Source organism: Qipengyuania gaetbuli (assembly GCF_020524765.1).
GTDB classification, from domain to species: domain Bacteria; phylum Pseudomonadota; class Alphaproteobacteria; order Sphingomonadales; family Sphingomonadaceae; genus Qipengyuania; species Qipengyuania gaetbuli_A.
In genome coordinates this window covers 863,903-885,583 of record NZ_JAIVLR010000001.1, presented here as the reverse complement: position 1 = coordinate 885,583, position 21,681 = coordinate 863,903, and the positions used below count along the sequence as shown (strand labels likewise).

The following is a 21,681-nucleotide window of genomic DNA, read 5'->3' as shown; positions in this document are numbered from 1 at the left end:
GCGTTTTGCCGGGCGGAAAGGGGCTCTGTAGTGGAGGTCGCAGGGAATGCTATTCCGCGCACCGCCACGACTTGGGGGGTGGTATTTCCGAAACGAGGGAGGATTTGCCCGGTTCCCTCAACTCGTCGCAAAAATCCTACCGGTCCTGCCGCCCCTCGATCAGGCTTTCGACCACGGAAGGATCGGCCAGCGTCGAGGTGTCGCCGAGTGCGCCGAAATCGTTCTCCGCGATCTTCCTCAGGATGCGCCGCATGATCTTGCCGCTGCGCGTCTTGGGCAGGGCAGGGGTGAAATGCAGGTGGTCGGGCGTTGCGATCGGGCCGATTTCCTTGCGCACCCACTGGCGCAGTTCGGCTGCCAGCTCGTCCGAGGGCTCCTCGCCTTCCATTAGCGTGACATAGCAATAGATACCCTGTCCCTTGATGTCGTGCGGATAGCCGACGACCGCCGCCTCGCTGACCTTGGGGTGGAGCACCAGTGCGCTTTCCACTTCGGCGGTCCCCATGCGGTGGCCCGAGACGTTGATCACATCGTCCACGCGGCCCGTGATCCAGTAGTAATCGTCGGCATCACGGCGGCATCCGTCGCCGGTGAAATACTTGCCCTTGTAGGTGCTGAAATAGGTCTGCACGAAGCGGTCGTGGTCGCCATAGACAGTGCGCGCCTGCCCCGGCCAGCTGCGCGTGATGCACAGATTGCCGCTGGTCGCGCCCTCCAGCACGCCGCCCTCGTTGTCGACCAGCTGCGGGCAGATGCCGAAGAAAGGCTTGCCCGCGCTGCCCGGCTTCATGTCGTGCGCGCCGGGCAGGGTGGTGATCATCACGCCGCCGGTTTCCGTCTGCCACCAGGTGTCGATGACCGGCACCGCGCCCTTGCCGACCGTATCGGAATACCAGCGCCAGGCTTCCGGGTTGATCGGCTCGCCCACGCTGCCGAGCAGGCGCAGACTGGAGAGGTCATGCTTCGTCACGTGCCCGTCGCCTTCGCGCATCAGTGCGCGGATGGCGGTGGGGGCGGTGTAGAAGATGTTGACCTTGTGCTTCTCGCACACGGCCCAGAAGCGGTCGTGGCCGGGCCAGTTGGGCACGCCTTCGAACATCAAGGCCGTGGCCCCGTTCAGCAGCGGGCCGTAGACGATGTAGCTGTGGCCGGTGACCCAGCCGATGTCGGCGGTGCACCAGTAGACTTCGCCCGGGCGGTAATCGAAGACATAGCTGAAGGTCGTCTCGGTCCAGACGGCATAGCCGCCAGTCGTGTGGAGCACGCCCTTGGGCTTACCGGTCGAGCCCGAGGTGTAGAGAATGAACAGCGGGTCTTCTGCTTTCATGGTCTCGCAGGGGCAATCCCCGGACACGTCTTGCGAGAACTCGTGATACCAGTGGTCGCGGCCTTCGCGCATGGCGACATCGCCGCCGGTGTGCCTGAGGACCAGCACGCCCTTTGCCGGCACCTTTTCCAGCGCGGCGTCGACATTGGCTTTGAGCGGGATGCGCTTGCCACCGCGCAATCCCTCGTCGGCGGTGACGATCCAGTCGCTGCGGCAATCCTCTACCCGTCCGGCGATGGCTTCGGGCGAGAACCCGCCGAAGATGACCGAGTGGATCGCCCCGATGCGCGCGCAGGCGAGCATGGCGAATGCGCCTTCGGGCACCATCGGCATGTAGATGGTCACCCGGTCCCCCTTGGCAACGCCGAGCTTCTTGAGCGTATTGGCCATGCGCACGACTTCGGCCTTGAGCTGGCCGTAAGTGATGCGGCGCACTTCGCCTGCCGGATCGTCGGGCTCGAAGATCAGCGCGACCGTGTCGCCGCGTCCTGCCTCGACGTGGCGGTCGACGGCATTGTGGCAGATGTTGAGCACGCCGTCCTCGAACCACTTGATCGCGACCGGATCGAAGCTCCAGTCGGCGATCGCCGTCGGCGCTCGAACCCAGTCGAGCCGCCCTGCCTGCTCGGCCCAGAAACCGTCCGGATCGGACAGGCTGCGGGCGTAGTGTTCTTCATATTGCGCGGCAGTGCAGATGGTGCCCTGCGCAGCATTGGCCGGCATGCGGACCCATTCGGAGGCGGTATCGGTATCGCTCATCGGCATCTCTCCCGGCAGTGTCCCTAACACTGCCGGGAAGGCTTATGCCAGAGACTAGTTGCCCAGGATGCCGGGCAGGCGCAGCCCCTTCTCGCGGGCGCAGTCGAGGGCCTCGTCATAGCCCGCATCGGCATGGCGCATGACGCCGGTTGCCGGGTCGTTCCACAGCACGCGTTCCAGCCTGCGGGCCGCGTCCTCGGTCCCGTCGGCGACGATGACCATGCCCGCGTGCTGCGAGAAGCCCATGCCCACGCCGCCGCCATGGTGGAGGCTGACCCAGGTCGCGCCCGAGGCGGTGTTGAGCAGGGCATTGAGCAGCGGCCAGTCGCTGACCGCGTCCGAGCCGTCCTTCATCGCCTCGGTCTCGCGGTTGGGGCTGGCGACGGACCCGGAATCGAGGTGGTCGCGCCCGATCACGACAGGGGCTTTCAACTCGCCGTTCGCCACCATCTCGTTGAACGCCATGCCGAGCCGGTGGCGGTCGCCGAGGCCGACCCAGCAGATGCGCGCGGGCAGGCCCTGGAAGGCGATCCGCTCGCGCGCCATGTCGAGCCAGTTATGGAGGTGATGGTTGTCGGGCAGCAGCTCCTTTACCTTGGCATCCGTCTTGTAGATGTCCTCCGGATCGCCCGACAGCGCGGCCCAGCGGAACGGGCCCACGCCGCGGCAGAACAGCGGGCGGATGTAGGCGGGCACGAAGCCGGGGAAGGCGAAGGCGTTCTCCAGCCCCTCTTCCAGCGCGACCTGGCGGATGTTGTTGCCATAGTCGAGCGTCGGCACGCCTGCGTCCCAGAAGGCGAGCATGGCCTCGACCTGCTTGCGCATGGATGCGCGTGCGGCCTTCTCGACCGCCTTGGGGTCGCTTTCGCGCTTTTCGCGCCATTCGGCCATGGTCCAGCCTTCGGGCAGATAGCCGTTGACCGGATCGTGGGCGGAGGTCTGGTCGGTGACGATATCGGGCCGCACGCCGCGGCGGACCAGTTCGGGGAAGATTTCGGCGGCATTGCCCAGCAGGCCGACCGATTTCGCCTCGCCTGCCGCGATCCAGCGTTCGATCAGCGCCAGTGCCTCGTCCAGCGTCTCGGCTTTCTCGTCGACGTATCTCGTGCGCAGGCGGAAATCGATGCTCTCGGGATTGCATTCGACCGCTAGGCAGCAGGCCCCGGCCATGACCGCGGCGAGCGGCTGGGCACCGCCCATGCCGCCAAGCCCGCCGGTCAGGATCCACTTGCCCGTGAGATCGCCGCCGTAATGTTTGCGGCCAGCCTCGACGAAGGTCTCGTATGTGCCTTGGACGATGCCCTGCGTGCCGATGTAGATCCATGACCCGGCCGTCATCTGGCCGTACATCATCAGGCCCTTCCTATCGAGCTCGCTGAAATGCTCCCAGTTTGCCCAGTGGGGGACGATGTTCGAGTTGGCGATCAGCACGCGCGGCGCATCGGAATGGGTGCGGAATACGCCGACGGGACGGCCCGACTGGACCAGCAGCGTCTCGTCGTCGGACAGCGTCTTGAGGCTGTCGAGAATGCGGTCGAAATCGCTCCACGTGCGCGCCGCCTTGCCGATGCCGCCATAGACGACCAGCTCGTCGGGGTTCTCCGCGACGGTGCGGTCGAGGTTGTTCTGGATCATGCGGAACGGCGCCTCGGTCTGCCAGCTTCCGCAGGTCAGTTCGGGGCCGGTCGGGCTCTTCACGTCCCGCGCGTTCCTGATCTGGTGGCTCATGCAATCTCTCCAAAACTGTCTTCGATGGCAGCGAATACGCGGGCGAGGACCGCGCGTAGGCGCGCCGATTTTTCATGCGAAAGGGCAAAGGGCGGGGCTTCGGTTTCCAGATAGGCGCTTTGCGCGATCTCCATCTGGACCGCGTGCACGCCCATGTCCGGCTGGCCATAATGGCGCGTCGTCCACCCACCCTTGAACCGGCCGTTGAGGACCGATGTGAAGCCATCCGTCTCCTTGCAGGCGCGCTCGACCGCACGTTCAATTGCAGCCGAGCAGGCCGCGCCGGAATTCGTGCCGATGTTGAGGTCGGGCAGTATTCCGTCGAACAGGTAGGGTGCCTCGGACCGGATCGAATGGCAGTCATAGAGGACGGCGAAGCCGTGCTGCGCTTTCACTCGCTCCAGCTCTCCGCGCAGCGCCTCGTGATAGGGGGCATGGTAGAGGGCGAGCCTGCGCGCCGTCTCTGCCTCGTCGGGCGCACAGCGCCAGATCGGGAGGCCATCGAAATCATGCAACGGGACAAGACCCGTGGTGTTCTGACCCGGGTAGAGCGAGGTATCGTCCGGCGGCCGGTTCGCGTCGATCACGTAGCGGTTGAACTCGGCGCGCACGACTGTCGCATCAGGCAGCAGCCCCTCGTAGAGTTCCGGGATGCGCCAGTCGGTATCGACCAGCGCGCGTGCTGACGGTTCGAGCGCCTCTGTTACCTCGTCCGGCAGCCAGGTGCCCGAATGGGGCTGGGCGAGAACTATGGGCGAAGTGCCCCTGACAAGTGTGACCGGTGTCACGCCAGCGCCTCGCCGATCGAGGCCCCCTCGACCTCGGGCGCGAGCGGGCCGGAGGCGAGCAAGAGTGCCGCCGCCGCGATGTCGCCGTCGACCTGCCGATCGCTGTCGAGGGTCGGCGAAGCGTCGCGCACGCGGGCGATGACGGCCTGCAGCGCGCTGCTGGTGCGCAGCGGGGCGCGATACTCGATGCCCTGCACGGCCGACAGTGCCTCGATGCCGAGGATGGCGGCGAGGTTCTCGTTCATTTCGAGCAGGCGGCGCCCGGCATGGCAGGCCATGGAGACATGGTCTTCCTGGTTGGCCGAGGTCGGCGTCGAATCCACCGTGCGCGGGTTGGCCAGCGCGCGGTTCTCGCTCATGATCGCGGCCGAGGTAACCTCCGCGATCATCAGGCCGGACTGGAGGCCGGGATCGGCGGAGAGGAAGGCAGGCAGGCCGAAGCTGAGCGAAGGATCGACCAGCAGGGCGACGCGCCGCTGCGCGATGCTGCCGACTTCCGAAATGGCGAGCGCGATGGCATCGGCGGCAAGGCCAACGGGTTCGGCGTGGAAATTGCCGCCCGAAACCACCTCGCCGCAAGACAGGACCAGCGGGTTGTCGGTCACCGCATTGGCTTCGGTCGTCAGGACCTGCGCACAATGGCGCAGCTGGTCGAGGCAGGCCCCGACGACCTGCGGGGCACAGCGCAGGCAATAGGGATCCTGCACGCGCAAATCGTCTTCGAGATGGCTCTCGCGGATTTCCGATCCTTCGAGCAGGCCGCGCACGATCCGCGCTGCGTCGACCTGACCGCGGTGACCGCGCAGCGTATGGATCTCGTCGCGGAAGGGTGCCGAGGAGCCCATCGCGGCATCGACCGACAGCGCGGTCGTCACCAGCGAATTGACCGAGAGGCGCCAGGCATCGAACAGCCCCGCCAGCGCGAGCGCGGTCGAAACCTGCGTGCCGTTGAGCAGCGCGAGGCCTTCCTTGGCTTGCAGTTCCACCGGCTCGAAGCCGGCCAGCTGCATCGCCTTGCCTGCGGCCATGCGCTCGCCCTTGTAGAAGGCCTCGCCCTCTCCGATCAGCACGGCGGCGATATGGGCGAGCGGGGCAAGATCGCCCGATGCGCCGACCGAACCCTTTTCGGGGACCACCGGAATGACATCCCAGGCGACCATCTGCTGCAGACGCTCGATCACCACCGGCCTCACCGCCGAAGCGCCGCGGCCGAGCGAGATGCACTTCAGCGCGATGACGAGGCGGACAATCTCGGGCGACAGCGGCTTGCCGAAGCCGGCGCTGTGCGAGAGCACGATATTGCGCTGGAGCGTGGCGAGGTCACCATCGGCGATGCGCACGCTGGCCAGTTTGCCGAAGCCGGTGTTCACCCCGTACAGCGCGCCGCCGCTCGCGACGGCCTTCTCAAGCCGTTCGACCGCACCCGCGACATCGGCCATCGCCTCGCCCGAGACATGGAAGGCCGATCCGGTGCGGAACAGGTGTTCGAGTTCGGCCAGGCTGACCGCACCGGGCACGAGTTCAACGCTCATGGAATTCTCCGTGGATGATCCGGCCGCGCAGGAGATCGCCGCCGAGCCAGTAGCTAAGGAAGTCGGGGCCGGGGGCATCCCACACTGCAAGCTCGGTGCGCTTGCCGAGCTCGATCGTCCCGTAATCCTTTTCGAGGCCGAGCGCGGCGGCGGCATTGCGCGTGGCACCGGCCAGCGCCTCTTCCGGCGTCAGGCGGAACTGCGTGCAGGCCATGCCCATCGCGAGGCGCAGCGAGGACAGCGGCGAACTGCCGGGGTTGGCGTCGGTTGCGACCGCCATGCGCACGCCGTGTTCGCGCAGCGCCTCGACAGGCGGCAGTTTCGTTTCGCGCAGCGCGAAGTATGCCCCCGGCAGCAGGACGGCGACCGTGCCGCTGCGGGCGAGGTGGTGTGCATCCTCGGGCGCGAGATATTCGAGGTGGTCAGCGGAAAGCGCGCCGAATTCGGCAGCCAGGACCGCGCCTTTAAGGTCGCTCAGCTGTTCGGCATGCAGCTTGACCGGCAAGCCCAGCTCGCTTGCCGCTTCGAACACGCGGCGCATCTGGTGGGGCGTGAAGCCGATGCCTTCGCAAAAGCCGTCGACCGCATCGACCAGCCCTTCTTGGTGCGCGCGCTTCAGCCCTTCGATCGCGACGTCTGCGACATAGTCGTCGGCCCGGTCGGCATATTCGGCGGGCAGGGCATGCGCGGCGAGCCAGGTGGTGCGGATACGGACCGGGCGATGCTGTTCGATGCGGCGCGCCACCTGCAGCATGCGCATTTCGTCCTCGATCGTCAGGCCGTAGCCCGATTTCACTTCAATGACCGCAACCCCGTCGGCCAGCAGGTCGTCCACCCGGCGAAGCGCGCCTGCAAGCAATTCGTCATCGCTGGCGGTGCGCGTGGCGCCGACCGTCGAACGGATCCCGCCACCTGCCCGGGCGATTTCCTCATAGGTCGCGCCCGACAGGCGCATGGCGAATTCCTTCGACCGGTCGCCGCCGAACACGAGATGCGTGTGGCAATCGATAAGTGCGGGAGTGACCAGCGCACCTCCGAGGCCGATGTTCGGAATATGCGCGCACCAGCCCGGCAAGTCCCGGTTGCGGCCGACCCACACGATCCGTCCCGCGGTGGTGACGATCGCTGCGTCCTCGATCAGGCCGTAGGGCGCATCCCCGGCCATGGTCACTGCCGTGCAGCCCGAATAGACTCGCTCGCTCATGGCCTTGCCAATACCTTCCCTTCGTGATTATGTATGCACATAATAGCGAAAAGGCGCAAGGTGCGATGACCGGCAGATTGTCAGCGCGGCAGATTCTCACCCCATCCGGCTGGGTGGCGGACGGTGTGGTGAGCTGGGACGATGCGGGGCGCATTACGGGCGTTTCGCAGGAAGGCTTCGATGCGGCGTCTGCCGTGGGCACGCTGGTGCCCGGCCTCGCCAATCTCCACACGCACAGTTTCCAGCGCGCGATGGCGGGGCTGGCAGAGCGGCGCGGCCCTAGCGGGACGGACGATTTCTGGACCTGGCGGCAGGTCATGTACCGCTTCCTCGAGGTGCTCAGTCCGGAAGATATCGAGGCAATCGCAGCGCTGGTGCAGGTGGAGATGGCGGAGGCGGGCTACACCGCCTCGGCGGAATTCCATTATGTCCACCATCGTCCCGGAGGCGCGCGGTACGACGATCCTGCGCAAACTTCGCTCGGCATCTTTGCCGCTGCAAACGAGACCGGCATCGGCCTGACGCATCTGCCGGTTCTCTATACGCATGGGGGGCTGGACCGGCGGCCTCTCAACCAGGGCCAGTCCCGCTTCGGCTGCGACATTGCGCAATTCGAGGCGCTCTATGCGAGGATCGCCGATGCGGCGACGGGCATGCCGTCCGATTTCCGTCTCGGCGTTGCGCCACATTCGCTGCGGGCGGTCGACCGCGAAGGACTTGATTCCTGCCTTGCGCTCTGTCCCACGGGGCCGGTCCACATTCATGCCGCTGAGCAGGTGAAGGAGGTCGAGGAGGTTGAACAGTTCCTCGGCGCGCGGCCGGTTCGCTGGCTGCTCGATTCGATGCCGGTCGACGAGCGTTGGTGCCTGATCCACGCGACCCATGTCGACGATGGCGAGGTGCGCGACCTTGCCGCCTCGGGCGCGGTTGCCGGACTTTGCCCGACGACCGAGGCGAACCTTGGCGACGGCATCTTCCCGGCCCGCGACTATCTTCAGCACGGCGGACGGTTCGGACTGGGCTCGGATTCGAACATTCGCCTTTCGGTGACCGAGGAACTGCGGATGCTGGAAGTCTCGCAGCGCCTGCTCCACCGCCAGCGGACCGTGCTGGCGAGCGACGAGGTGCGTTCGAATGGGCGCAACCTGCTGGAACGCGCTGCAAGTGGCGGGGCGCAGGCGATCGGGCGGCCGGCGGGCGCAATCGAGGCGGGCCGGCTGGCCGATCTGGTGGCGCTGCGCGACGACATTCCCTTCCTCGACTGGGCGGACGCGGACACGCGCCTCGACAGCTGGATATTCGGGGCGGAGGAACGCGCGGTCAGCGACGTGTGGTCCGCAGGGCGTCACATCGTCACAGGCGGGCAACATATCGGCGCAGGGCGCGTCCGCGAGCGCTTCCACCGGACCATGACCCGCTTGAGGCAGGCCCTGTGAACAGCGCGACCCATTCCGGCATTCGCGAGGCGATCAGGGACCGGATCGTGGCCGGCGAATGGAAGCTGGGCGAACTGATCCCGGGCGAGGTCGAATTCGCCGAGGAATACGGCTGTTCGCGCACCACGGTGAACCGCGCCCTGCAGGCCCTTGCCGAAGAAGGCATCGTCGAGCGCAAGCGCAAGGGCGGGACCCGCGTGCGCCCGCTCCCGGCAAGGCAGGCGCAGGTCAGCATACCGATCCTGCGCGAGCAGGTGGAGGGGGCGGGGCAGGAATACGCCCACCGCGTCCTGCGGCGCGAACAGCGCAAGCCGCCTGCCGCCTTGCGCGATAGAATGCGGCTTGGCCCCGACCAGCGCTGTGCCTTTCTCGAGAGCCTTCACCTGGCCGACGGCAAGGCCTTTGCTTTCGAACGGCGCTGGGTGAACCTGGAAACCGTGCCCGAATTCGCCGATGCCGACCTTGCCGCAACGAGCGCGAACGAATGGCTCGTGCGCACGGTGCCCTTTTCCCGCGGGGAAGTCGCCCTGTCCGCCAGCGTGGGCGACGAACGCCTTGCCGAACTGTTCGGGACGGCTGCCGGCGAAGCGCTGTTCACGATGGACCGCACGACCTGGTTCGGCGACCGGTCGGTTACCGACATCACGCTCTTCTACCGGCCGGGCTACCGCCTCAATTTCGAGATCTGAGCGTTCAGGCAGCTAGCCAGCGGCAGGCGCGGCGCGTTCGTCGCGCAGCGTCACGACACGCTGCGGGAAGGGGATTTCGATGCCATCCTGCGCAAACCGTTTCGCGACGGCAAAGCTCAGGTCCGACTTGACCCCCGCTCCGGTCGTCACGTCGCGGACGAAGGCCAGCAACTTGAGGTTGATCGAATTGTCGCCGAAATCCTCGACCGCCACGGCTGGCGCAGGATCGTCGAGCACCAGCATGTTGGCTGCAGCCACTTCGAGCAACGCATTGCGAGCCTGGTCCAGATCGGTGTCGTAAGCGACCCCAATGGGCACGATAATGCGAGCGGCATCCCCGGCAAAGCTGAGGTTCTTGACGGTCTCGGTGATGAGTTGCGAGTTCGGTACGATGATCTGGTGATTGTCGAATGTCTCGATCCGTGTGGAGCGAACCGAAATCTTGCGCACGATGCCCGAATAGGGTCCGACCTCTACCCAGTCGCCCTCGCGAACAGGCCTTTCCAGCAGCAGGATGATGCCGCTGACGAAATTCTCCACCACCGACTGGAGGCCGAAGCCGAGGCCGACCGACAGCGCGCCCGCAACGAAGGCGAGGCTCGAGAGGTCGAGGCCGGTGGAGGTGATGGCGATAAGGGCTGCCAGCACCACGCCGACATAGCCGACGATGGTGACGATTGCCGAGCGCGCGCCGAGGTCGAGCGCGAATTGCGGCAGGATCGACAGGCGCAGGATGCGCTGGAGCCACCGGGTGACCACGAAGCCGAGGAAGAAAACGAGCGCGAAGGCGAAGACATCGCCGGCGGAAATGGTGATGTCTCCCAGCGAGACGCCGTTTCGCAGGGCAATGATACCGTCGACGATCTCCTGCCCGTTGTACCCCCAGATCATCGCCAGGAGCGGGACGGAAGCCAGTGCAATGAGAAAGCCCGTGAAGACCGGCAGGACATGGATGATGCCGCGGAACCGGCGCAGCGGCCCTTCGGCCAGCACCACCAGGATCAAGCGCAGGGTCCGCTGGATGAGATAGGCAATCGCGATCACGGCAAGCGTCCCGACGATGTCGAAGAATATCTCCCGCGCAAGATAGACGAAACCCACGACAGCCGCGGCTGCAGCGACCAGCGCGACTACCCTCACGACGCGGCTCAGCGGGCCGGCGAAGTCGATCGCCTCGTGCACTTCGACCTCGGTGGAAGTCTGGTCTGCCAGCGGATCGGGTTCGGGCGGCTTGCGTTCGCGCCGCGCAATCACCCTTGCCAGCCGGAATACCAGCCAGCTTCCCCACAACACCAGCAGGGCCGACAGGAGGTTCGATACGGCCAGCACCACGATGCCGTCGTTCTCGACCACCTCCAGCCATGCCTCCAGCCCTACGGTGACCCCGATCAGGCCGGTGAGACGCGAAGCCTGGCGCGCATCGGCATCCGACAGATGCACGATCCGCAGGCTCTCGATCGGCGAGCGGAAGACGCTGCGGCCAAGCCAGCGCGCGATGGCCACCATCTTGATGCCGACTAATGCCATGACGGATACCTGCAGCAGCATTTCCTGCGACACCGCACCCCAAAGCAGTGCAGCAAGGCCGCATGCGATCGACCCGGCAATGAACAGGGCAACGATCAATCCTGCGATGTCGTTCATCAGCAGGATCACGAGGCTGCGGGCACTGCTCGATGTGTTCCGCGCTCTTGCGCGCACCGCAGCCATCCACCGCTTGCCTAGCCAGAGGATGCCGGTCGGGAGGATGAACATCAGCACAAGCGCGATAGCGAGCATCCCCATGCTCGGCTTGCCGAGATACTCGCCGAGGGTCGAGCCAGTCGCGCCCAGCGCGCTGACCCAGATGGCGGGATTGATAGGCGTGCCATTGTAATTCAGCAGGCGGTCTTCCTGGATCGAGGAGATCCGCTCGTCGATTTCGGTGATCAGCGTCGCAGCGCGCACCTGGTGTTCGCGCAGGACGAGCAGCGGGGCGAGTTCTTCGGATAGTCGCTGATAGAGGATTTCGCGCCGTTTCGAGGTGGCGGCCGGTTCGGTTTCGCCCTCTGCAGGGGCAGGGCCGAGCGTTTCGATCTGGGCTTCGATGATACGCGAATCCAGCGTGCCGGCATCGGCTATCTCGCGCGCCTCTTCCCGCCGTTCGCCGAGGGCGGCGCGGAGCTGGCGCAATTTGGCAAGGCGTGAAAGGCTGTATTCGCCCGGCGGTGTCGAAAGGATTTCGGTCGCGATCCCGACCGGGTCCGCCTCGATCTGCTCGGCGGAGATATCCTCGATATCTCGGGCCGGCGTCGATGGTGCTGCGGGTTCCTGTGCGGCGGGCGGGTCGTCCTGCGCAAGCAGCGCCGGAGTGCCGAGCGCCGAAGCGGCAAAGACGAACAGGATCGCCCAGATTAGTTTTCGCACCCGGCGCACCCCCGCTGCATCACCCGATCACTGGCGCGACATTAAACACGGCAAACCCGGGCGGGCAAGCCGCGGCGCAGCGCGGTTCGGGAGAAGCGGGTCGGCTTTAGCCGATGAATTCAGGGGGAAAGTGGCGGAGCAGGAGTCCGCCATACTAGCGCGCCATCGCTCTGACTTCATTGCTGGAATGATGGGCTGACGGGAAGCTAGTTACCGCGTCAGTTACCGTCAGCGCAGTGGTAACTACGGAGCGCATAATTCCATCGCGCCACTCGGATGTGTGCACCCGTTCCTTTAGTCTGCGTAACGCGGGCTGGCGCTGAACTTGGTTCCCCGTCCTTTGCCAACGCTAGACGCTGCCGCCCGCTCCCCCATCCTGCGCATATCGAGAACTTCCGCTCGGTGGTTCACGCCACCTCGTTTAGGTCTGCTCCTGCGGGGGGCACGGACCGGAGGCTTGACCCTTGCCGCCGTCCGGTCTCGTAGCCCCCCGCAACCGCGAACCGCAGCCAAACTTGAGGTGGGGTAAAGGATGCCGGAAGGCCAGCAACCCAAAGCCAAGCGAAGCTATACACGCCCCATCGTCCACAAGACGGCAGGGCAACGGCAGGCGGCGGAATTGCTGGCAAGGGTCATCAAGCGGGCGCAAGATGGCGAATAGCATCATAAACCGCACCGTCGGCGGGGCCACGACGGAGCATTTCCCCGAACTGGATTTCGTGATTGCCGTGCTGCTGGCCAAGGCTGAGGAGTTGGTGAAGGCACCCACGCATGGCCATGCGCTGCCGCTGGCGCAGGATGTGGCAGATTGGCTGGCGGAGTTTGGCTACGATGTTTCCCCGCGCCTCATTTTAGACGAGGCGCGAGGGGTAGGGCGGTTGGCTTAGGCCGCTTCGTCGTATTCCGGCTCAGGCGGGGCCTTAAAGATGATGGTTTCCTCCGAACCGTCCGGCCATCTTTCACGGATATGCAGGTCGCCATTGGCGAGGATTTTCATATCTACGGCAGGCCAGCCACGGCTGGGGTCATGTAGGTCTTCAAACATGGGTAAACGCACCTCCGTTGGATTTGAGGGGCTTCCCATTTACCGCTCAATCGCCGGAAGCTCGAGGAGGTCTAAAGCCTCAATCTCGCCTTTCTCGCGGCATTCCGCTGCCGCCGCTTCGCTGCCGCCTGCCTGTCGCTACCACGGCCAAATGCGCCCGCCAGATTGGCGCTGGTGATGGTCAGAACAGGCACGGCAAGGGGCCTGTAACCGCCGACCCTGACTTGCCCGTAGTCATTGGCTTTACGAAAGATAACGGCTGCCGAAACGCCTGCCATCTGATTGATGCGAACCGCCGCGCCAATGAACATCCGGTTTTCGTAAATGGCCTGCAACGGGGCGGCGTGGCGGGCAACGGACCAGATCTCAACCACGGCAGCACCCTCGAAGTCAGCGCGGCCTGTGCTGGCCATGTATTCGCGGCCATCAATGGCAAAGCGCAACCCGCCCTTGAACGTCCCTGCCTGCTGTTGCTGGCGCAGGCGGCGCGGGGTCATGGGGGTGCGGTTGAACTGCTCGTTGTTCAGGGACCGCCAGCCGAACTCCCATGCTTTGAACAGGCTCTCGTTATCGCCAGCCTCGGCAACGCGAATGCCTTGCGGGTCGAACAGCTTGGCGCGGGCAATGCCAGCCTTTCCGGTAGCGCGGCCGTCAACAATGACGGTGTAATCCTTGCGCTCCTCCAGTCCTTCGGTGGCCTTGTCGATCTCCTGCCGTGCAAGGCGGCGGTAATCGCTTTCGACCATCCAAACGAGCTGGTTCAGGAAGCGGCGGTTCTCTAACGCGAACTGCTCCATGCCTGCCGTATCGCCAAGAACTGCCTTGAGCGGATCGCGGGCCATCAATGCACCGAAGTCGGGTCCATTGCCCCGTCGCTTAGCAGCGCCAGCCGGATGCAGCCGATGGCGTCAATGACGATGCGCTCCAAATCCGGCCAGCCGTCGCGCAGGATGTTCACGCCCGAAACAACGCGGTCAACGGCAGGGCCAAGGTGGCGCTCGATGGCATCCATTGCTTCGCCCGTATCGGCGTAGCGCCCGCTGGCGGCCAATTCCAAGGCAAGGTCGCTGGCGGCTTGGTGGGCGGCTTCGGTCATTATCAGCATCAGCGGCCTCCCCTGCGCAGCCCGTAACGGTTCTCAAGGGCCTTGGTTATCTCGCCTCCGCCTCGGTTGATGTCGTCCGCGATGTGCTTGCGGGCTCGGTTCACGGCGCTGATCTCAATTTCCAGCCCGCTAAGCGTTTCGCTGACCGAAACCTCGGCCCCGCGCATATTGTTGTTGATGGTGATGTTCGGCCCGCTGACCCCCAGCCGTCCGTCGCGGCCCCTGCGCAGCGGCATGATGGCTTCCGGCCCCGCCTCGCCAGCCAAACCAAAGCCACGCGCCATGGGGAACATGACGGGCGAGGTAATGACGCCCCCGCTGGCAAAGGCTTGGACGGCCTCGCCGTTCTGGAAGGCATTGCCCTTGGCGCTGCCGAACAGATTGGCGCTTACGCGGCTGAACAGGTCGTTCTTGCCAAATACCGCGCCCACAAGCTGCAACAGCGCCCACTGGGCCGCAATCCTCACAAGCGCGGCGACAATCTGGCGTCCGGCATCCTCAAACGCATCGCCCCAGGATTTCGTGCCAGTAATGGCGGCCTCAAGGGCATCGTTGATGCTGCTCATGCTGCCAAGCGCAGTCTGTTCCAGAGCGGACTCGAAATCCTGCTGCTCCTTGGTCAGCAAGCGCAGGGTTTTCATGTATTGCTCGCCCGCCTCGGCAACCTCATACATCCGTTGGTTCTGGTCCTTGAGGCGTAGCGGGTCGGCGTTGAATTCGGGGCGGCCTGTATTGTTTGCAGGCGTCCCATCGGCAGGGCGCACGCCCGCATCGGCCTGCAACTTGTCCAAGGCTTCCTGCGCGGCGATGTATTCGAGTAGCGTCAGGCGACCCGCCGCATAGGCAGCATCAAGGCCATAAATGGCGGCGTTCAGTTGGTTTACGGTTTCGCGGCGCTCGGCAATCTGTTCCAGAATGTCGGAAACGATGTTGAGGCCCTCGGCTTCCTTCTTGGTGGCCGCCGTTGCGCGCTCGGTCGTGGCAACGGACCGCGCCTTGGCCTGCTGCTCCTTTTCGAGCGCAGCCTCGGCCTTCTGCACCGTCCGGATGGCATTTTCCTGCTCAAGGATGGACTGCCGGACGCCCAGCAGTTCTTTCTCGCGGGCGCTTTGGGTTGCCGTGAAGCCCGAACGCTGCTGGCCCTCCGGCGAGCGGCTGCGGCGGTCAATTTCAAGCTCCAACTCGGAGCGGCGGTCGCGCAGTTGGTTTAGTTCCAGTTCGGCCCGCACGCGCTCGGCGGCAGTCATGCGGCGGTAAACATCAATGAACCGCTCGCCTGCGTTGGCTGCCTTGTTGGTGGCGTCCTCGGTTTCAAACAGGCGGCCAATGAGGGGGACCATGACGGCGGAGGCGGTTGCAAGCGCAATGCCCCACGGACCGGACAGGAAGGTTGCCAGCCTGCCCGTTCCGCCAATCATGCCTTGGACGGCTGAAATGGCTTGCGGGAACTGTTGCGTGAAGGCGCGAGTGGCGCTGGTGCCGCCTGCAATCTGGACGCTGAAATCTTGGATTTGATAGCCAAGGTTCTGCATTCCGGCATTGAAGCGACCGGATGATGCCTGTGCCGTATTGATGGCCTGTCCGTAGGTTCGCGCCGTGGTGGCGGCCCTGTCCATGGCGCGGTCCGTTTGGGTCGTTGCATCGCGCAGAAGGCGCTGCTCTCGCGCCCACTGCGCAGAAGCGCGGGTTGCACCGTTGATGGAGGTAATCAGGCGGCGGGCTTCGGCATCGCCAGTCGAAACGACGTTGATTTGAATGGTGCGGGTTAGGTCCGCCATTTGATGATGCCCCTATCAAGTTGGACGGCGACCAGTTCGGCCTCAACCGCCATGGCCTCGTTCGCCCGCTCCTCGCTTCCGGCCAGCCAATCGCGCAGCACCACTTCGCGCAACGGCAAGGGGCGCTTGTGCTCCAGCAAGTTCACGATGTCGTTGGCTTGGAATGCGAGCGCCTGTTCGGGGCGCAGGGTGCCGAGGCGGGCCGCGACAAGCCAAAGATGCGCGCCATGCTGCTTGTAAGCGCCATGGGCCAGCACAGCGGCGGTCAGGGCGCATTGCAGGGCCGAGAACGCCTCGGCTCCGTCAAGGCAGCGGCCAAAGCGGAACGCCCGCGCAGCATCGCTGTCCATGGCGCTTGGTATCTTGGCTTCCTGTAGCCCGCGCATCCAAACGTTCAGGGCTTCTGCTGCCTGCCCCACATCGGCAGCGGGCGACAGTTTGCCCGCAAGCATCAAATCCAGAAGTGGGCCAGCGGCCACCTCGCTGAACTGATCGGGTAGCGCGACGGGCGGCATTCGGGTTGTGCAGCGTGCCCCCTCCTTGGTTTGCTGGATGGCGAATTCGCAGCACTCAGCATCGGCAAGGAATGCGCCCATCCCATGCGCCAATTCATGCGCGAGGAGGCTAAGCGGAACCATCGGCGGCCTGCGGGACAAAGGCGGGCGGCGTGGCCCTGTGGCTGCGAACACAGCCAAGCGCAGGGATGACGATGCGAGCCGCTACCGAAGGCGGGTGAGCGGCAGCCACGGCCAGCACAACGGCAGCGGCGCGAACGGGCGGCAAGTCAATCAGCTGCTCGATGAGTTGCGCATCCGTCAGCTTCGCGGGCTTGGCAGGCGGGGCCTTCTTAGCGGGGGCCTTCGCCATCACATTTCGCCCGTCTGCGCAGCGCGCTTGGCAATGATGGCCTCGTCCTTGCGCCGCTTCGCATCAGCCTTCTTGGCCTTCTCGGCGTAAGCAATCGTTTCGGCAGCAATGGCCCCCAGCAGCGCCTTGTGCGTTGCCAGCGGCAGCGGCGGCGGCGCGTCTGCATCGGTCAGCTTGCGGACGCCCTTGGGTAGCAGCTTGTTCACCGCATCGCGGGTGCGTTCGGCAACCTCATGCTCAATGCCAGCCGCCAGCGTTGCGAGGCTGCGCCCGCCGCGCTTGCAAACGCCCATTTCCACCAGTTCGGCAAACAGGACGTTGACGGTCTGCGCGGTTGCGGCGCTGCGTTCGGCGGCTTCGGCAGCCTTCTTGCCAATGGCTGCGTCAATGCGGGCGGCGGCTAAGTCTTTGGTGCTGCGTTCTGCCATCAGGCGTCTCCGTGGGTGAATTGAAAGGCAGCCGCGACAAGGTGATCGGCGGCGGCTTGAGCCTGGGCTGAGGCTGAGTTCTTGGCGGCCAGCGCGCTTGCGCCAGCTTCGGCAGCAACGCCCTCAATCTTGGCTGTCAGCGTGCCGGACAGGCGCTTCTGGTCGGCCTGCATCTGCGTCATGTCGTCGGTAATCGGCTCAAAGACCATTTCGGCAACTTGCTTCGGCAGAACCCGCATGACGCGGCTGACGGCAGCATTGGCGGCGCTGTCGGCCAGTTCCTTGACGCGGGTTTCGCCAGCGTCCTTGGCTAAGCGTAACTCGGCAACCTCGTTACGGATGGCTTCCAAGCCCTGCCGCGCCTCGCGGTCTGCAACCGCGCTGCCGCTGCTCTTGCTGGCAACTGCATCGGCTAGGCTCATGACGGTTGCTTCAAGCTGGGCCAGTCGGGTTTCCAGTTCCATGCTCATGCCTCCACGTTGCGCAGCGCAGCCTTGGCCGCTGCGTTCAGCTTGTTGCGGGCGCGCTTGAGGGTTTCCGTTTGCTCGGCCTTCTTGGAGGCAAGCCCTTTGAAGGTGGGCCAGCGTCCGAGGTAGAGCGCGCTTTGGTTCGATGCCGCCACCAGCGCAGTTGCCACCAGCGCCCGTTGCCGAAGCCTGTTCGCATCCAGCCGCTTGCGGGCAACCTTGAGCGGCCCTTCCATCTGCGCGGCAACTTGGCTGGCATTGAGGACGCCTGCCGCGCTGGCAGCCTTCACGGTTCGCACCGCCGCCGCGAGATCGGGCGGCAGGCCATCGGGCTTCCGGTTGGTGCGTAGACAACGGACAGCAAGTTCAAGGTCGGCCAGCCGCTCCTTCGCCGTAACCAGTTCGGCGCGGGCCTCCTTCAGCCTGCGCTTGAGCCGCGCACGGTTGAGGTTGACGATCGCCAGCGGGTCAACGTCAGCATCCTTGGCGGCAAGGAGCAGCTCGCCTGCGCTGGCATTGGGACGGGGGCTGAAGGGGGCTGGTGCCTGCGCGTAGTCCGCATCGAGGGCGGTAATGGCCGCCTTCGTTTTGCTGATGGCGGTGGCGCAGTGGGCATTGAGTGTTCGCACGGCAAGTCCTCCACGGGGGATATGCCGCCACGATGCCGGAGGTCGCGCAGAAGACCGAGGCTAGTTTTCCTAAAGACTTGGGGCGCAGAAAACCGCCAGTTCCAGCGACCAGTTCGTCGCATTGGGGGGTGTCAAGCAAACAATGCGCTTGAAGCTGCGTGCGCGCTAAGCGTAGAAGGATGGCAGGGGGGCGACAGCCTCGCTGGTTAGCCCTTGTGAAAGGGGCCAACTGCTTCGCTAGGCCGACCGCATTCGGACGCTGACCGCTTCGCAAAGCACACGAGGCACGCAGGGCGTGATTTCTGTGCCCCCCCAGCCCTGAGTTTGAACCCCACGACTGTTGCCAAATCCTCTTTAGCACCGTCCGATGAGGGCGAGGCAGAATCTTATCCCCTTTTTCCCCACAGGTCCGGCACAGCGTGCGGCATCGCTGCCTCACCAACCCATAGTCGGTCAGCGCGGAGTCGGGCGCAAGAGGGTGAATGAAGATTTAGCGCGCAAAACCGCCATTCCTGCGAGGTGTATGAGTCGGGTGCAACGCAGCGACGCACCGGAAACGCTTGGGTTTGTCGGCGCACAAGCCCCAAAATGAATCTGCGAAAATATATTCGCGGGCAAATCCCGAAACTTACGGTTGCGCCAAACCCGAATCCGGACGTGCAGTTAGCAAATCCGAGTCGGCGCAATTTTCGGCAAGCCATTGACGCGTGTTCTTGCCCTGTTCCATTGGCCGTTGCATGGGAAGCAAGCGACTCGATACCGTGGCCGACTACGTGAAGGCGGGCCTAAACCTCCAAGTGGAATGCGCCTGTGGCCGCGTGGTCATTCTCAAGGCCTCCGCCCTGCGCGACCAGTGCTTCAACCGCTCGCTTCCGATGCAGATTGCGCAGCTAGAAGTCCGTATGCGATGCCTGCAATGCCGCCGCCGTGGCCATGCGCGCATCGGGCCGATTGGCTAGGCGGGGTTGGTTGGAAGCTGTTCAAGCTATCGCCGCCATGTCCGGTATTGGGTGGCTTCCTGCTTGCCCTGAATGGCGACTTTTGGGGTGGGAAGCGGAAAGAAGTTCAGCCGTCGCGGCGACCGGTAAGCCGATCCCACACGGAGATGAGGAGAAAGGTAGTAAGCAAAACTGGGATTAATAATACCCAACTGCTGAAGCCGGTGCTTTCCCGCAACGCAATCAACCCTGTTACGGCGATAATGGGGAATATTATGTGCCTTGCTCGATTAATTCGTTCCACCATCGCGCGGTTCACTCCTGTCGCTCTACTCGCTTCTTAGCCATCACACTTCCATGGGATGGCCGCAATCGGGTAGTACCAGCCGGCCCGCTTATGGCATATCTCTAGCTCGGAAAATCAGTCACGAACTGGGTGGTTACCGGACGCTAGTTCTTCTCCATAACATGCGGGTAGTATTCGCGATCCCACTCGTCCGGTCGGAACAGAACCTTCGCATACCGCACGATCTGGTCCTTGGGGTCATAGGGAACATCGCTAAGGTCAAGCCCCCCCAAATCCTCCACACCAAGATGGAAGTGCTCGTAGTGCAAGTCGAGGCGTTGAAGTTCGCGCATCAGATCGCTCTTTCCCTCCTCGTTGAGGAAAATCAGCAACTCTCCGGTTTCGCTGAGACTGATCGTTATACGAGGTTTCAAAGTCGCGCTCCTTAGACCAACTGCTTTTGGTTCATGACCCAAATGTCCGCAATCGGGTCATTAGCCGAACTTCCGCTCCTGACACTATGCCAACTCGGTGAAACCGTCGTCAGATGGGTGGTTAGCTGCCATCAACCGAGCGATAGCGATGAAGCCACTTCCAGTAGCCGTGACCGAGCCCCAGCACGACAACGAAAATGGCAACGCCGATGCTGGTCCAGTCTATGGCGACCCGTGAAAACTGAATAGCCATCGCAAGGAAAATTAGTCCAAAGACTGTGATCGCCAAAGCTGGAAGGAAATAGGCCAGTTTGTCGCCAGCATTCATCTCATCCCAAGGAAATACGGGCCCCTCAGTTCCATCGACAACTGGATTTAGCTGGCGGTTCCAGTCGCCTGCGACAGACCCGAGCAAAAACAACACGAAACCATCGAACCAGTCGAGTGGGCTCAGAACCCATGCCAAAGCCAATCCGGTCGCAACTGCTATGGTGAAAAAATGAGGCTTGAGGCGATCTGAGATCTTCATACAGCAGTACTATGTGAACGTTGGAACGTTAGCAATCGGGTCGTTAGCTGCCAGTCCGCTCATGGCAAATCGCCAACTCGATGAACCTGTCGTCAGATGGGGTGGGAAGCGGACGCCGGAACGTTCAAGCATTTTTTGCACGCATTGATGAACATTTGCCTTAGCGTGGCACTCAACAGAGTGCGCAATTGGACGATTGCAATTTCTCCGCGTCAAAAGCAATTATGGGATCACAATGAACTATATCGCTGCATCAGAGCAAACCGGCAGGAAAAATCGCCGTATTCTCTTTGCGATCATAATGATCATTATCGTATTACTGTTCGGCTTATTCATGTGGGCCACCAGCACTCCGGGAGAGTCCTATTTGGGCGGGGCACAAGCGCCTGAGGATATCGAACTCGAAAATCGTCTCGAAACCCATGTTCGCGAACTCGCGGTCACTTCGCGCAACCTTCAAAGCACCAGCACGATCAAGCGAAGCCTCGCCTATATTGAGGGCGAACTTGAAGGATATGGCTATGCCATAGAGAAGCAGGAAGTGCTTACTCCTGCCGATAACCTTTTAGTCCGATTGGCAGCAAAAACCGATGACGCACCAATCCTCATCGTCGGCGCGCATTATGACACTGCTGGGGCATCACCTGGCGCAGATGACAATGCTAGTGGCGTGGCCGCACTTCTCGAATTGGCGCGCGAACTAAAGCCGCTCGACGGAAAGGCAGAGCTTGAAGTCAAGCTAGTGTTCTACGCCAATGAAGAGCCGCCCTATTTCAAAACCAACGCAATGGGCAGCCTCGTTCATGCCCGCTCGATCCACAATCCCGAGCGGGTGATCGGTATGATATCGCTTGAAACGATGGGCTATTTCTCGACCGAAGCCGGCAGCCAGCACTATCCATTCCCGCTTTCGCTCCGGTATCCTAGTACCGGGAACTTCATCGCGTTTGTCGGTGACCTTACTTCCAGAGATTTCCTGCAAACAGTGATTGGTGAGTTCCGGACCCACGCCACCATCCCTTCGGTCGGGGGCACTGCCCCCACTCTGATGCAAGGCATCGACTGGTCAGACCATTGGAGCTATTCTCAGCAGGGCATTCCCGCCATCATGGTCACGGACACTGCAATCTTCAGGAACCCGCACTATCATAAGGAATCCGATCTGCCGGATACATTGGACTATGCGCGGCTTGCGCTAGTGGTGGAGGGGTTGCAAAAGACCCTCCGAAGTCTCGGTGCAAAGTAGAAAAATGTCCGTTCTCTAATATCAGCTATCGGGTCGTTAGCGGAATGACCGCTTTTGTGG

At 63.5% G+C, this 21,681-nt stretch carries 22 protein-coding genes; 5 read left to right on the top strand and 17 right to left on the bottom strand.

Features of this window, described 5'->3' with window-relative positions:
- Nucleotides 1-136 precede the first annotated feature (136 nt).
- Genes acs through hutI form a run of 5 tightly spaced genes read right to left on the bottom strand, consistent with a single transcriptional unit; the run spans nucleotide 137 to nucleotide 7,338 of the window.
- The gene (gene acs / locus LC083_RS04530; protein ID WP_226699371.1) at nucleotides 137-2,086 is read right to left on the bottom strand and encodes an acetate--CoA ligase; all 1,950 of its coding nucleotides are present in this window, start codon (nucleotides 2,084-2,086) and stop codon (nucleotides 137-139) included.
- A 54-nt stretch (nucleotides 2,087-2,140) separates the two neighbouring features.
- Nucleotides 2,141-3,814, bottom strand: a complete 1,674-nt coding sequence (hutU, locus tag LC083_RS04525) for a urocanate hydratase (protein ID WP_226699370.1) — start codon at nucleotides 3,812-3,814, stop codon at nucleotides 2,141-2,143.
- Entirely contained in the window at nucleotides 3,811-4,602 is a 792-nt protein-coding gene (gene hutG / locus LC083_RS04520; protein ID WP_226699369.1) for an N-formylglutamate deformylase, read from the bottom strand. Before hutG ends, hutU begins: the two co-directional genes overlap by 4 nt.
- A complete protein-coding gene (hutH, locus tag LC083_RS04515) occupies nucleotides 4,599-6,134 on the bottom strand; it encodes a histidine ammonia-lyase (RefSeq protein WP_226699368.1) in 1,536 nt (511 codons plus the stop codon). The genes hutG and hutH overlap by 4 nt, the downstream gene beginning before the upstream one ends.
- Nucleotides 6,124-7,338 carry an imidazolonepropionase gene (gene hutI, locus LC083_RS04510; protein WP_226699367.1) on the bottom strand — a complete coding sequence of 405 codons (1,215 nt, stop codon included), beginning with the start codon at nucleotides 7,336-7,338 and terminating at the stop codon, nucleotides 6,124-6,126. The genes hutH and hutI overlap by 11 nt, the downstream gene beginning before the upstream one ends.
- Before the next feature lie 65 nt (nucleotides 7,339-7,403).
- Between hutI and LC083_RS04505 the strand changes: the two genes are divergently transcribed.
- Both LC083_RS04505 and LC083_RS14045 read left to right on the top strand, forming a co-directional pair.
- Nucleotides 7,404-8,774 carry a formimidoylglutamate deiminase gene (locus LC083_RS04505; protein ID WP_226699366.1) on the top strand — a complete coding sequence of 457 codons (1,371 nt, stop codon included), beginning with the start codon at nucleotides 7,404-7,406 and terminating at the stop codon, nucleotides 8,772-8,774.
- On the top strand, nucleotides 8,771-9,463 hold the full coding sequence (locus LC083_RS14045; RefSeq protein WP_226699365.1) for a GntR family transcriptional regulator: 693 nt from the start codon (nucleotides 8,771-8,773) through the stop codon (nucleotides 9,461-9,463). Before LC083_RS04505 ends, LC083_RS14045 begins: the two co-directional genes overlap by 4 nt.
- Nucleotides 9,464-9,475: 12 nt before the next feature.
- On the opposite strand, the gene LC083_RS14040 is transcribed toward LC083_RS14045, so the two are convergent.
- Entirely contained in the window at nucleotides 9,476-11,869 is a 2,394-nt protein-coding gene (locus LC083_RS14040; protein ID WP_226699364.1) for a mechanosensitive ion channel family protein, read from the bottom strand.
- 650 nt (nucleotides 11,870-12,519) lie between these two features.
- Here LC083_RS14040 and LC083_RS04490 point away from each other — a divergent pair.
- Complete coding sequence (locus tag LC083_RS04490) at nucleotides 12,520-12,756, top strand: hypothetical protein (protein ID WP_226699363.1); 237 nt, start codon at nucleotides 12,520-12,522, stop codon at nucleotides 12,754-12,756.
- Here LC083_RS04490 and LC083_RS04485 read toward each other — a convergent pair.
- From LC083_RS04485 to LC083_RS04445, 9 genes are all read right to left on the bottom strand, one after another.
- Nucleotides 12,753-12,914 (bottom strand): hypothetical protein, encoded by a 162-nt coding sequence (locus LC083_RS04485; RefSeq protein ID WP_226699362.1) that lies wholly within the window; start codon nucleotides 12,912-12,914, stop codon nucleotides 12,753-12,755. The two genes, LC083_RS04490 and LC083_RS04485, sit on opposite strands and share 4 nt — an antisense overlap.
- A 71-nt stretch (nucleotides 12,915-12,985) precedes the next feature.
- Complete coding sequence (locus LC083_RS04480; RefSeq protein ID WP_226699361.1) at nucleotides 12,986-13,756, bottom strand: hypothetical protein; 771 nt, start codon at nucleotides 13,754-13,756, stop codon at nucleotides 12,986-12,988.
- A complete protein-coding gene (locus tag LC083_RS04475) occupies nucleotides 13,756-14,019 on the bottom strand; it encodes a hypothetical protein (protein WP_226699360.1) in 264 nt (87 codons plus the stop codon). Before LC083_RS04475 ends, LC083_RS04480 begins: the two co-directional genes overlap by 1 nt.
- Nucleotides 14,019-15,797 carry a phage tail tape measure protein gene (locus LC083_RS04470; RefSeq protein WP_226699359.1) on the bottom strand — a complete coding sequence of 593 codons (1,779 nt, stop codon included), beginning with the start codon at nucleotides 15,795-15,797 and terminating at the stop codon, nucleotides 14,019-14,021. The genes LC083_RS04475 and LC083_RS04470 overlap by 1 nt, the downstream gene beginning before the upstream one ends.
- Complete coding sequence (locus LC083_RS04465) at nucleotides 15,785-16,435, bottom strand: hypothetical protein (protein ID WP_226699358.1); 651 nt, start codon at nucleotides 16,433-16,435, stop codon at nucleotides 15,785-15,787. The genes LC083_RS04470 and LC083_RS04465 overlap by 13 nt, the downstream gene beginning before the upstream one ends.
- On the bottom strand, nucleotides 16,422-16,664 hold the full coding sequence (locus tag LC083_RS04460; protein WP_226699357.1) for a hypothetical protein: 243 nt from the start codon (nucleotides 16,662-16,664) through the stop codon (nucleotides 16,422-16,424). The genes LC083_RS04465 and LC083_RS04460 overlap by 14 nt, the downstream gene beginning before the upstream one ends.
- On the bottom strand, nucleotides 16,664-17,092 hold the full coding sequence (locus LC083_RS04455) for a hypothetical protein (protein WP_226699356.1): 429 nt from the start codon (nucleotides 17,090-17,092) through the stop codon (nucleotides 16,664-16,666). The genes LC083_RS04460 and LC083_RS04455 overlap by 1 nt, the downstream gene beginning before the upstream one ends.
- On the bottom strand, nucleotides 17,092-17,556 hold the full coding sequence (locus LC083_RS04450; protein WP_226699355.1) for a hypothetical protein: 465 nt from the start codon (nucleotides 17,554-17,556) through the stop codon (nucleotides 17,092-17,094). Before LC083_RS04450 ends, LC083_RS04455 begins: the two co-directional genes overlap by 1 nt.
- A gap of 2 nt (nucleotides 17,557-17,558) precedes the next feature.
- A complete protein-coding gene (locus LC083_RS04445) occupies nucleotides 17,559-18,188 on the bottom strand; it encodes a hypothetical protein (RefSeq protein WP_226699354.1) in 630 nt (209 codons plus the stop codon).
- A gap of 737 nt (nucleotides 18,189-18,925) precedes the next feature.
- On the opposite strand from LC083_RS04445, the gene LC083_RS04440 reads away from it, so the two are divergent.
- Nucleotides 18,926-19,147, top strand: a complete 222-nt coding sequence (locus tag LC083_RS04440) for a hypothetical protein (protein WP_226699353.1) — start codon at nucleotides 18,926-18,928, stop codon at nucleotides 19,145-19,147.
- A gap of 429 nt (nucleotides 19,148-19,576) precedes the next feature.
- On the opposite strand, the gene LC083_RS04435 is transcribed toward LC083_RS04440, so the two are convergent.
- Entirely contained in the window at nucleotides 19,577-19,846 is a 270-nt protein-coding gene (locus tag LC083_RS04435) for a hypothetical protein (protein WP_226699352.1), read from the bottom strand.
- Nucleotides 19,847-19,967: 121 nt separating this feature from the next.
- A complete protein-coding gene (locus LC083_RS04430) occupies nucleotides 19,968-20,375 on the bottom strand; it encodes a hypothetical protein (RefSeq protein WP_226699351.1) in 408 nt (135 codons plus the stop codon).
- 235 nt (nucleotides 20,376-20,610) lie between these two features.
- Here LC083_RS04430 and LC083_RS04425 point away from each other — a divergent pair, with 235 nt between their 5' ends.
- On the top strand, nucleotides 20,611-21,621 hold the full coding sequence (locus tag LC083_RS04425; protein WP_226699350.1) for a M28 family peptidase: 1,011 nt from the start codon (nucleotides 20,611-20,613) through the stop codon (nucleotides 21,619-21,621).
- Nucleotides 21,622-21,681 lie beyond the last annotated feature (60 nt).

Coding starts and splice junctions, on each gene's coding strand:
- LC083_RS04430 (WP_226699351.1), bottom strand. CDS start 20,375: ATGAAGATCTCAGATCGCCTCAAGCCTCATTTTTTCACCATAGCAGTT.
- LC083_RS04475 (WP_226699360.1), bottom strand. CDS start 14,019: ATGCTGATAATGACCGAAGCCGCCCACCAAGCCGCCAGCGACCTTGCC.
- hutI (WP_226699367.1), bottom strand. CDS start 7,338: ATGAGCGAGCGAGTCTATTCGGGCTGCACGGCAGTGACCATGGCCGGG.
- LC083_RS04455 (WP_226699356.1), bottom strand. CDS start 17,092: ATGGCAGAACGCAGCACCAAAGACTTAGCCGCCGCCCGCATTGACGCA.
- LC083_RS04505 (WP_226699366.1), top strand. CDS start 7,404: ATGACCGGCAGATTGTCAGCGCGGCAGATTCTCACCCCATCCGGCTGG.
- LC083_RS04490 (WP_226699363.1), top strand. CDS start 12,520: ATGGCGAATAGCATCATAAACCGCACCGTCGGCGGGGCCACGACGGAG.
- LC083_RS04465 (WP_226699358.1), bottom strand. CDS start 16,435: ATGGTTCCGCTTAGCCTCCTCGCGCATGAATTGGCGCATGGGATGGGC.
- LC083_RS04470 (WP_226699359.1), bottom strand. CDS start 15,797: ATGGCGGACCTAACCCGCACCATTCAAATCAACGTCGTTTCGACTGGC.
- hutH (WP_226699368.1), bottom strand. CDS start 6,134: ATGAGCGTTGAACTCGTGCCCGGTGCGGTCAGCCTGGCCGAACTCGAA.
- hutU (WP_226699370.1), bottom strand. CDS start 3,814: ATGAGCCACCAGATCAGGAACGCGCGGGACGTGAAGAGCCCGACCGGC.
- LC083_RS04485 (WP_226699362.1), bottom strand. CDS start 12,914: ATGTTTGAAGACCTACATGACCCCAGCCGTGGCTGGCCTGCCGTAGAT.
- LC083_RS04450 (WP_226699355.1), bottom strand. CDS start 17,556: ATGGAACTGGAAACCCGACTGGCCCAGCTTGAAGCAACCGTCATGAGC.
- LC083_RS04480 (WP_226699361.1), bottom strand. CDS start 13,756: ATGGCCCGCGATCCGCTCAAGGCAGTTCTTGGCGATACGGCAGGCATG.
- LC083_RS04460 (WP_226699357.1), bottom strand. CDS start 16,664: ATGGCGAAGGCCCCCGCTAAGAAGGCCCCGCCTGCCAAGCCCGCGAAG.
- acs (WP_226699371.1), bottom strand. CDS start 2,086: ATGAGCGATACCGATACCGCCTCCGAATGGGTCCGCATGCCGGCCAAT.
- LC083_RS04440 (WP_226699353.1), top strand. CDS start 18,926: ATGGGAAGCAAGCGACTCGATACCGTGGCCGACTACGTGAAGGCGGGC.
- LC083_RS04425 (WP_226699350.1), top strand. CDS start 20,611: ATGAACTATATCGCTGCATCAGAGCAAACCGGCAGGAAAAATCGCCGT.